Raw genomic sequence first — 10,905 nt, 5'->3', positions numbered from 1 at the left:
ACCGCGTACTTTTTGTAGAACGGTCCGGCGAGTTATAGTTACTGGCAAGGTTAAGGACTTTAGGTCCGGAGCCGAAGCGAGAGCAAGTCTAAATAGGGCGTTAAGTCAGTAGATATAGACCCGAAACCGGGTGACCTATCCATGTCCAGGATGAAGCTAAAGTAAAATTTGGTGGAGGTCCGAACGCACATCCGTTGAAAAGGGTGGCGATGAGGTGTGGATAGCGGAGAAATTCCAATCGAACCCGGAGATAGCTGGTTCTCCTCGAAATAGCTTTAGGGCTAGCCTCGCAATTAGTCTTTCGCAGGTAGAGCACTGAATTCTTGAGGGGGCGTCAAAGTCTACCAAGAGATATCAAACTCCGAATGGCGGTAAGATATAAGCGGGAGTCAGACTGCGGGATATAAATTCCGTAGTCAAAAGGGAAACAGCCCAGATCTACAGCTAAGGTCCCAAAGTACATGTTAAGTGGTAAAGGATGTGGGATTTCATAGACAACTAGGATGTTGGCTTAGAAGCAGCCACACATTCAAAGAGTGCGTAATAGCTCACTAGTCGAGAGGTCCTGCGCCGAAAATTAACGGGGCTAAAACATGACACCGAAGCTTAGGGATGGTGTAAACCATCGGTAGAGGAGCATTGAAAACGAGATGAAGCGGTACCGAAAGGAGCCGTGGATTGTTTTGAAGAGAGAATGCCGGAATGAGTAGCGAGATGGAGGTGAGAATCCTCCAGGCCGAATATCTAAGGTTTCCAGGGTAAAGCTGATCTGCCCTGGGTAAGTCGGGGCCTAAGGCGAGGCGGAGACGCGTAGTCGATGGACAACTGGTGTAGATTCCAGTACCTTACTAAATCAGAAATGTGGGGACACATGGAGAAAGAGAGAGCCGGGAATGAGAAGACCGGTGCAAGGGAGGTAGGAGTGCAGTAGGAAAAGCCGCTGCACAATCTGAAGACCTGATGCGGATCGAAATAAAGTAGAGAAGCTCTTCGACTCTGTGGCGAGAAAAGCCGCTATAGTGTTTAGTAAGCCCGTACCGCAAACCGACACAGGTAGATGAGGAGAGAATCCTAAGGCCGGCGGGAGAAGCATTGTTAAGGAACTCGGCAAAATGACCCCGTAACTTCGGGAGAAGGGGTGCCCAGGCAACTGGGCCGCAGAGAAAAGGCTCAAGCAACTGTTTAGCAAAAACACAGGTCTATGCGAAACCGTAAGGTAAAGTATATGGGCTGACGCCTGCCCGGTGCTGGAAGGTTAAGAGGAGAGGTTAGAGCAATCGAAGCTTTGAATTGAAGCCCCAGTAAACGGCGGCCGTAACTATAACGGTCCTAAGGTAGCGAAATTCCTTGTCGGGTAAGTTCCGACCCGCACGAAAGGCGTAATGATTTGAGCGCTGTCTCAACAATGCACCCGGTGAAATTGAAGTGCCAGTGAAGATGCTGGTTACCCGCGCCAGGACGGAAAGACCCCATGGAGCTTTACTCCAGCTTGATACTGGGATTCGGTAATGTATGCACAGGATAGGTGGGAGACTGAGAAGATAGTACTTCGGTATTATCAGAGTCGCTGTTGGGATACCACCCTTATGTTATTGGATTTCTAACCTTAGGCCGTAAGCCGGTCAAGGGACAATGTCAGGTGGGGAGTTTGACTGGGGCGGTCGCCTCCGAAAGAGTATCGGAGGCGCTCAAAGGTTCCCTCAGGATGGTTGGAAACCATCCAAAGAGTGTAAAGGCATAAGGGAGCCTGACTGCGAGGCTGACGGGCCAAGCAGAGTAGAAATACGGACTTAGTGATCCGGTGGTATGAAAGTGGGATTGCCATCGCTCAACGGATAAAAGCTACCCTGGGGATAACAGGCTGATCTCCCCCAAGAGTTCACATCGACGGGGAGGTTTGGCACCTCGATGTCGGCTCATCGCATCCTGGGGCTGAAGTCGGTCCCAAGGGTTGGGCTGTTCGCCCATTAAAGCGGTACGCGAGCTGGGTTCAGAACGTCGTGAGACAGTTCGGTCCCTATCCGGCGCGGGCGTAGGATATTTGAGAGGATCTGTCCTTAGTACGAGAGGACCGGGATGGACTGACCTCTGCTGAACCTGTTGGGAATCAATCCCATCGCAGGGTAGGCAAGTTGGGAATGGATAAACGCTGAAGGCATCTAAGCGTGAAGCCAACCTCAAGATGAGATATCCCATCGTAAGAGTAAGACCCCTTGAAGAGAACGAGGTAGATAGGGCTGAGGTGTAAGTGCTGCAAAGCATTCAGCTGACAGCTACTAATAGGTTGAGGGCTTATCCAATGCGTCTGATTGATATGTTTTACTGCTAGAGTTATTTCTTTGATATGTTGTTTTTCTGAAGAAAGGTAGTTGCTAGGGAATTAGACTCTAGGGATTACTGAGTACGCAGTTAACTATATGCTTCTACTAAAGAAGCAGGTACGAGATGGCCCGGTGGCTCAGTTGGTTAGAGCGCCGCCCTGTCACGGCGGAGGTCGACGGTTCGAATCCGTTCCGGGTCGTTCATTCAAAGAAGTTGTTTCGATTTCAATCGAAATGGCTTTTTTATTTTTAACATGCATCGTACGAGTTTTTCCTATCATTTTTTGGACTAGTTATTAATATATAATATTTAACATAAAAATAATATATATGCATATTAATATAAATATATAAAGTATACTTGTTGTAATGAAATACTAGCAAATTTTTAAGCTTATAATCATAAATTTATGTGCAATTTATAGAATTGTTCTTGAATTTATACGATAAAGCTGGTATGATTCATCAAGTAATAGTTCATATTCTTACAGTTCATACAATGACTCCCCGTTAAGGGATCAAATAAGGAGGAATGTAAATGAAAAAAAGAAATTTAGCGCTGATGACAGCTGCCTTGGTTCTGGCTCTTACTGCCTGTGGCGGCGGATCTTCTTCTGAAACGAAGGTTTCCGGAGAAACAGATAAGGCTGAGACGACCAAAGCGGATGAAGGAAAGTCCGAGGAAAAGAAGTCTTCCGCAGGGAAAGAACTTCGTCTTGTCAACGGTAAAATCGAGGTTGATGCACAGCTGAAGGAACTTGCAGCCGCTTATGAGAAAGAGACCGGTGTTAAGGTGAACATCGAGTCCATGGGTGGCGGTATTGACATTCAGGGTACATTAAAAGGATATTTCCAGGCTGATAATATGCCGGATATCTTTGTAAACGGTGGAGACACGGATTTTAAGAACTGGGAAGGCCATCTCGTTGATATGTCTAACGAAAAGTGGGTTTCCGATACGGAAGCCGCTTACAAGGATAAAGATGGTAAGGTAGTAGGTTTCCCGTATACAACGGAGGCGATCGGCCTTGCTTACAATGCAGATGTTTTAGAGAAGGCCGGAATTGATCCGAAATCCATTACCGGTCCGGATTCTATGAAGAAGGCTTTCGAAACACTGGACAGTAAGAAGGATGAACTTGGGCTTACTGCAGTTGTCGGATATGTTGCCGAGGCTACAAACCTTTATTGGTCCACCGGTAATCACCTCTTCGGTGTCTATGAGGATGGCGGATTAAAGAGAGACGATACGAAGTATTTTGATCTGCTCGAACAGGGTAAGATTGACAAGGATCGTTTCTCCAAGTATGCGGATATGGTTGAACTCTTCAATAAGTATGCAGATCCTTCTCTTCTTGTTTCCGGAACGTATGATCAGCAGATTCAGAATTTCTCTGCCGGAAAGTATGCTTTCGTAACACAGGGTTCCTGGATTGGTGCAACGATGACCAATGATGATAAGGAACAGTATGAGGCTGCAGGAAAGTTTAAAGTTGGAATGATTCCTTATGCATTTGAAGAGGGAATCGATACCATTCAGACAAACTCTCCGTCTTGGTGGGCTGTATTTGATAACGATAACAAGGAAGATGCTTTAAAGTTCTTGCAGTGGGTTTCCGAGGATGAAGGACAGAAGATTTTGGTTGAGAAGGCCGGTTTTGTTAGTCCGTTCAAGTCCATCAGCTATGTGGCAGATGATCCGTTTGCACAGACGATTACCGACTACACAAAGGCCGGAAAGACTTCTGCTTGGCACTGGCTTGGAAACAAGGAAGGTCTTGCGCAGAATGCACTTGGTGTAGTTTACCAGGATTTTGCTTCCGGAAATCTGGATAAAGCTAAGTTTGTAGATACTGTAGAGAAGGTTGTTGCACAGTACTATGCCGGATAATCTTACTTTAGATTTCACTTGCATTCTAAGAGGAGTTTCCAGTAGAATGTGGCTACAGGGTTTGCTGTAGTGCAATCACACAAGGCTGTGCAGAACAGCACTATAAGGTGAGGAAGCGGGGCAGCATTATGCTGCCCCATTTTTTAGAAGGGGGAACCATGAAAGGACGAGATACAAGATTAGAGTCCAATTTTTTACTATTACTGGGGGCTGTACTCATGTTTGCCGCTCTTTTCTTTGCATTCACTATAAAGGCAAATTATAGTGGTGTAATGAAAACCATTGCAAATTTAAGAGGAACGCTGTTGGTTTGCGGAGCTATTTTGTTTTTTTCGGTCTTTATAAAATACCGAGTACTGCACATCATCGAAAGATTGTGTATTTTCTTTTTCTATTCCCCCTGCTTTTTGCTTTTTTTATTACCGTTATCATTCCTCTCGTTTTGGGAATTGGATATTCTTTTACAGATTGGACTGGAATTCGTTTTACGAAGGTGGTAGGGGTTCAAAACTATTTGAAAATGTTCCATGATCCGGCATTTATTTGGTCGGTTCTTATCACTTTTGTTTTTGTATTGTTGAATGTTATTCTCATTAATATTGTTGGTTTTTGTCTGGCTTTACTTTGCACTTCAAAGCTTAGAGGAGTTGCTTTTTTCCGTGCGGCATATTTCCTCCCGAATCTGATTGGAGGAATTGTTCTCGGCTATATCTGGCAGTTTGTATTCAACAATGTTCTGATGAGTTATATTAAATTTTCCATGCTGTCGAGTACGAAGACGGCGATGCTTGCGATTATCATCGTCTATATCTGGCAGTATGGAGGATATATTATGTTAATCTATGTGACCGGTCTTACGCAGATACCGGGAGATGTCTTGGAAGCGGCCTCTATTGATGGGGCAAGTGCTTTGCAGACGCTCTTTAAGGTGAAGATCCCCATGATTGCGTCAACGGTTACCATCTGCACTTTCCTGACTTTAACTTCCGCTTTTAAGCAGTTTGATGTCAATATGGCCTTGACCAATGGTGCCGGATCCGTACCGGACTTTATGGGGGCCTACTTATCCAACGGTACACAGATGCTGGCTTTGAACATTTACAATACTGCGATTGCAAAAAATAATTTTGCCGTTGCGCAGGCCAAGGCGGTTCTGTTCTTTATTATTCTGGCTGTGATTTCTTTGATTCAGGTGCGAATCAGTAACAGTAGAGAGGTGGAAATGTAATGAATAGTACAAGAAAAGGGAAAAGTTTAGTTCTGGGAATCGTGGGAAGTTTTATTGCACTCTACGTTTTGTTCCCCTTCTATCTGGTTGTCATGAATGCTTTTAAGAAGCAGACGGATATTGTAGCGGATCCCGTTCGTTTTCGCGGAGTGAGTTTCGCCCAGTTACTTAAGAATCTGAACTCCGTCATACACAACTCCAACTTTAACTTCTGGTATGCCTTCGGGACCTCCACTGTGATTACCATCGTATCTTTGGTTCTTCTTGTTTTGTTTGGCAGTATGGCAGCATGGGTTATCAGCAGAAACCATAAGAAGACCTGGGCAACCGCCATTTACATGGTATTTATTGCTTCGATGATTATTCCGTTCCAGGTGGTTATGCTTCCGCTTGTATCCACTTTCCGTGATGTCGGTAAGTTCATCGGAATCAGTATGTTACAGTCTGTACAGGGAATTGTATTTGCTTATCTTGGTTTTGGCGGTGCAATGACGGTATTTATCTTGACCGGATTTATCAAGGGGATTCCCTATGAATTGGAGGAGGCAGCTGCGATTGACGGATGCTCTCCGGAAGGAACCTTCTTTAAGATTATTTTCCCGCTTTTAAGACCGATTATTACGACGGTGACGATTTTAAACGGAATGTGGATTTGGAACGACTATCTTCTTCCCTCTCTGATGCTTGGACAAAACGGAAAGGTAAAGACGCTCCCTGTTGCCGTGCAGGCCTTTGTGGGTTCTTATGTAAAACAGTGGGATCTCATCCTTTCGGCTGCACTGCTTGCCATTTTACCCATGATTATTGTTTTCCTGATTGGACAAAAGCAGATTATGAGCGGAATGGTTGAGGGGGCTGTAAAGGGCTAAAGGAAGAAGAGGGAGCTTATGGTAAGAATTAAAGATATTGCGAAATTGGCAAATGTAAGTCCCTCTACCGTGTCCAATGTCATTCATAAAAGAAAAGAGAAAGTCAGTCCTGAAATCTATAATCGGGTAGAGAAAATACTGGAAGAAGAACAGTATGTAACTCACATGGGAGCCCGCATGCTATCTGCCAAGGGCTCTAGGCTCGTTGCGCTTATTCTGGCGTATAAACGAATCGAGAAAGAGAGTATAGTGGAAGACCCGTTTGTGTCTTCCGTAATCGGTGCTGTGCAACTTGCTTTACAGGAAAAAGGGTATTTTCTTCTACTCTACAGCAATCCGGACATGGAAGACTGTGTAAAGATATCCCGCGAATGGAACGTGGATGGGATTATTCTTCTTGGCGCAAAGCGAGAAGGGTATTACAAGATGAAAGAAAGTCTTTCCGTACCGGTCGTTTCCATTGATACGCCATTTTCTGCTACAGATATGGAATATACCAATATCGGCTTAGAGGATTATGAGGCTGCAAAAGAGATGACCAAGTATCTGCTTTCCATGGGACACAGAAAGATTGCCTTTTTCTCTCTGACAGAAGGCGGAGAACTTCTCGAGAAGCACTATATTGATAGCGAAAGATATAGAGGATTTAAAGAGGCGATGGATAAGGAAGGCCTTGTTGCGGGAGGCTGGCATAATCTGTCTTTTGTAGAGGAAATCAGAAAAAAACAATATTTTTCTTTTTATGAAGAAAACTTTTTTCATGCGACGGCGCTGTTTTTTACGGCGGACATTATGGCACTAGAGATGATGCGTTTTTGTATGGATAGAGGAATTTCCATTCCGGAGAAGCTGTCCGTCGTAGGATTTGACGGAATCAAAGCAGGGCGTTGTATGCATCCGATGCTCACCACGATGGAACAGGATAGCGCCGAGAAAGGCAGAAGAGCGGTAAGAGAGTTGCTTTCCTTGTTTGAAGAAGGGGAAGGCGCTTATAAGAACATCCGCCTTCCGGCAAGTCTATTTATAGGAGAGACGGTGGCGAGAATCTAGGGGATGTGCGTTTGGGCGCGCGTTTTATCAATGTAGAGGAGCGGGATGATGAAAAAAACATGGTGGAAAGAAGCGGTCGTATACCAGATTTATCCGAGAAGTTTCTGTGATAGCAACGGGGACGGCATCGGGGATTTGAACGGAATTACTTCGAAGCTTGATTATCTGAAGGAGCTTGGAATCGATGTCATTTGGTTGTCTCCCGTCTATCGCTCTCCCAACGATGACAACGGCTATGATATCTCCGATTATGAGGATATCATGGAAGACTTCGGAAGTATGGCGGACTTCGACCGTTTACTGAAGAGCGCGCATGAGAAGGGACTGAAGATTGTGATGGATCTTGTGGTGAATCACACGAGTGATGAGCACGCGTGGTTCCTCGAGTCCCGGAAAAATGCGGAAAATGAGAAGCGGGATTACTATATCTGGAAGAAGGGAAGAAAGCTTAGTGAAGTTTCCCCCGAAGAGCAGAAGCACTTTGCTTCCGATGTAGTGGAGTATAAGGGAGAGAAGTTCCTTCCGCCGAACAACTGGGGTTCCTTCTTCTCCGGCCCTGCCTGGGGATTCTCGGAAGAGACAGGGGAGTTTTATTTGCATCTTTTTTCGAAGAAGCAGCCGGATCTCAACTGGGAAAATGAGAGAGTGCGGAAAGAAGTTTTCGATATGATGAACCGTTGGTGTGAGAAGGGAATCGACGGTTTCCGTATGGATGTGATTTCCCTGATTTCGAAGCCGGAAGGACTCCCGAATCAGCCGATTCCGACCGGTGCCATCTATGGAGATGCCGGACAGGTTTGCGCAAACGGGCCGCACGTCCATGCGTATCTGAAAGAGATGAACCGGAAGGTGCTTTCCCGTTATGATTTAATTACGGTAGGAGAAACCGCAGGCGTCACCCTGGAAGAAGCAAAGAAATATGCCAATTCCGATGGAACGGAGCTCAACATGGTTTTCCAGTTTGAACACGTCAGCTTGGATGACAATCCGAAATATGGCTTTAAGTGGAATACGGAGAAGATGTCTCTGGTTTCTTTGAAGAAGAATCTTATGAAGTGGCAGAACGGTTTATATGAGGTAGGCTGGAACAGTATTTTCTTCTGTAACCATGACCAGCCGCGTATTGTTTCCCGTCTCGGAAATGACAGTGATTTATACAGGGAGCGTTCGGCAAAGTGTATTGCCACCTTCCTTCACATGATGCAGGGAACGCCTTACGTATATCAGGGAGAAGAACTCGGAATGAGCAATTATCCGTTTCAGGACTTGTCGGAGTTCCGGGATCTCGAGAGTATCAATGCTTTCCACGAACTGACTGAGAAAGCCCATTTGGATCCTGCTGAACTTTTCCCGATGATAGCTTTTAAGAGCAGGGACAATGCACGTACACCGATGCAGTGGGATGATTCCGAGAATGCCGGATTTACAAGCGCGACCCCTTGGATCAAAGTGAATCCCAACTATAAGAAAGTGAATGCGAAGGAAGAACTTGCGAGAGCGGATTCCGTTTTCCATTATTATCAGAAATTGATTTCTCTTCGTCATCACTCTGATTTGATTGTTTATGGCGACTTCCGCCTTTTGGAGGAGGAGGATCCGGATCTCTTTATTTATGAAAGACATCTGGACGGAAAAGTGCTCCTCTGTGTATGTAATGTTTCGGAAAAAGAAAGAGAGTATACGCCTCCCGCAGAGTTTCAGAACGGACAAGTGTTGATTCAGAATATGCCGGATAGAGATGTGCGTGCCGGGAAGCTTGCACCGTATGAGGCTTATGTTTTAGCAGTAGAATAAGGAACTTTGTATAGGATGAACCGATGTGAGAAGGGAATCAACGGTTTCTGTATAGTAGAAAGAGTGAAGGAATGAAAAAAGAGTGGTGGCAGGAGAAGGTCGCTTATCAGATTTATCCGAAGAGTTTTAAGGATACAAAGGGGAATGGAATTGGAGACATCAAGGGAATTATTGAAAAACTCGATTATTTGAAGGAACTCGGAATCGATATCATCTGGATTTCTCCCTGCTTTCTTTCCCCTCTTGCCGACCAGGGCTATGATATTGCCGATTACTACAAGATTGATCCGCGATTCGGCTCCAATGAAGACATGGAGGAGCTGATTTCCGAGGCGAAGAAGAGGGATATGTATATTCTCCTGGACCTTGTGGTAAACCATTGCAGTGATGAGCATGAGTGGTTTCGGAAGGCGGTAGCGGATCCGAAGGGATCTTTCGCCAAGTATTTTTACTTTGAAGAGGGAGTAGACGGGCACGAGCCGAACAACTGGCGTTCCTATTTCGGCGGATCGGTTTGGGAAAAGGTGGAAGGAACGGAGAACACCTACTATCTGCATCTTTTCCACAAGAAGCAGCCGGACTTAAATTGGGAGAATCCGGAACTCAGAGAAGAAATCTATAAGATGATTAACTGGTGGCTGGACAAGGGCATAGCCGGTTTCCGTATCGATGCTATTCTGAACATTAAGAAAGTTTTCCCGCTTCGCGGGCATGATTTTCCGGTGGATCGGGATGACGGACTGAGCAATTGTACAAGAATGATCACGGAAGCGGAGGGAATCGGTGATTTTCTCGGAGAAATGCGAGATCGTTGCTTTAAGCCGCACCATGCTTTTTCCGTTGGAGAAGTTTTTAATGAGACGGAAGCGCAGATTCCGGAGTTTATCGGAGAAAACGGCTATTTTTCCTCGATGTTTGATTTTCGTGCGCATTCCAGTGCCCGGTCGGAACTTGGCTGGTATGATGCCGGTATCGTGACCCCGAATATGTATCGGGATGCCTGCTTTCTGACGCAGAAACTTGTAAACCCCGTAGGATTTATCTCTACGATTATTGAGAATCATGATGAACCCAGAGGCGTGAGCTTCTATATTCCGAAGGAAGATTTATCCGAGAAGGCAAAGAAGTTCCTTGCTACGATGCAGATGCTGCAAAGAGGCCTTCCCTTTATCTATCAGGGGCAGGAAATCGGCATGGAAAATGTGGTTCTTACGTCCATTCGGGAGGTGGATGACATCAGCACCCTAGATGAATACGAAGTCTGTCTTCGGGAAGGGTTCTCGGAAGAGGAAGCGCTCCGGATTGTGAACCGCTATTCCAGAGACAATGCACGTACACCGGTGCAATGGGACAGCAGTAAGAATGCAGGATTTACGACAGGAACGCCCTGGCTTCCGCTAAACCCGAATTACAAAAAGATCAATGTAGCACAGCAGGAGAAAGACCCCGAATCCGTTTTAAGCTACTATAAGAAACTGACTGCATTAAGGAAGAACCCGGAGTATAAAGAGACAATGGTTTATGGAGACTTTGTTCCCTTTATGGCGGATGAAGATCGCCTGATGGCGTTCTATAGAAAAGGGGAGAAAACCCTCCTCATTCTCGGAAACTACCGGAAAGAAGAACGGGAACTCGAGCTTCCCGCTCCGGTGAAGAAGCTTGTCCTTTCCAATACGGAACCGCGAATCACAGGGCGGAAGATTGTTCTTTCCGGTTATGAAGCGACTATTTTGGAAGTATAGATTGTTATCG

5 protein-coding genes, 1 tRNA gene, 1 rRNA gene and 1 pseudogene (1 of these 8 running past the window's edge) are annotated in these 10,905 nt (G+C 45.5%); all 8 read left to right on the top strand.

Annotation, left to right across the window (positions count from 1 at the left end):
* Window positions 1–2,301 (top strand): 23S ribosomal RNA (locus tag HMPREF9124_RS08565); it begins 578 nt to the left of the window's first position.
* 146 nt (window positions 2,302–2,447) lie between these two features.
* Window positions 2,448–2,521 (top strand) — tRNA-Asp (locus HMPREF9124_RS08560).
* A gap of 338 nt (window positions 2,522–2,859) precedes the next feature.
* On the top strand, window positions 2,860–4,212 hold the full coding sequence (locus HMPREF9124_RS08555) for an ABC transporter substrate-binding protein (protein WP_009428436.1): 1,353 nt from the start codon (window positions 2,860–2,862) through the stop codon (window positions 4,210–4,212).
* A gap of 158 nt (window positions 4,213–4,370) precedes the next feature.
* Window positions 4,371–5,440: pseudogene (locus tag HMPREF9124_RS08550) on the top strand (carbohydrate ABC transporter permease).
* Window positions 5,440–6,309: a carbohydrate ABC transporter permease gene (locus tag HMPREF9124_RS08545; protein ID WP_009429442.1), complete on the top strand. Its 870-nt coding sequence runs from the start codon at window positions 5,440–5,442 to the stop codon at window positions 6,307–6,309. Before HMPREF9124_RS08550 ends, HMPREF9124_RS08545 begins: the two are co-directional and overlap by 1 nt.
* An 18-nt stretch (window positions 6,310–6,327) precedes the next feature.
* Complete coding sequence (locus HMPREF9124_RS08540) at window positions 6,328–7,359, top strand: LacI family DNA-binding transcriptional regulator (protein ID WP_009428928.1); 1,032 nt, start codon at window positions 6,328–6,330, stop codon at window positions 7,357–7,359.
* Window positions 7,360–7,407: 48 nt separating this feature from the next.
* Entirely contained in the window at window positions 7,408–9,153 is a 1,746-nt protein-coding gene (locus tag HMPREF9124_RS08535) for a glycoside hydrolase family 13 protein (protein WP_009429026.1), read from the top strand.
* A gap of 71 nt (window positions 9,154–9,224) precedes the next feature.
* The gene (locus HMPREF9124_RS08530) at window positions 9,225–10,895 is read left to right on the top strand and encodes an alpha-glucosidase (RefSeq protein WP_009429023.1); all 1,671 of its coding nucleotides are present in this window, start codon (window positions 9,225–9,227) and stop codon (window positions 10,893–10,895) included.
* Window positions 10,896–10,905: the final 10 nt, after the last annotated feature.

Source organism: Oribacterium sp. oral taxon 108 str. F0425, from assembly GCF_000214455.1.
GTDB classification, from domain to species: domain Bacteria; phylum Bacillota; class Clostridia; order Lachnospirales; family Lachnospiraceae; genus Oribacterium; species Oribacterium asaccharolyticum.
This window is presented reverse-complemented; position numbering and strand designations above follow the sequence as displayed.

Coding starts and splice junctions, on each gene's coding strand:
- HMPREF9124_RS08555 (WP_009428436.1), top strand. CDS start 2,860: ATGAAAAAAAGAAATTTAGCGCTGATGACAGCTGCCTTGGTTCTGGCT.
- HMPREF9124_RS08545 (WP_009429442.1), top strand. CDS start 5,440: ATGAATAGTACAAGAAAAGGGAAAAGTTTAGTTCTGGGAATCGTGGGA.
- HMPREF9124_RS08540 (WP_009428928.1), top strand. CDS start 6,328: ATGGTAAGAATTAAAGATATTGCGAAATTGGCAAATGTAAGTCCCTCT.
- HMPREF9124_RS08535 (WP_009429026.1), top strand. CDS start 7,408: ATGAAAAAAACATGGTGGAAAGAAGCGGTCGTATACCAGATTTATCCG.
- HMPREF9124_RS08530 (WP_009429023.1), top strand. CDS start 9,225: ATGAAAAAAGAGTGGTGGCAGGAGAAGGTCGCTTATCAGATTTATCCG.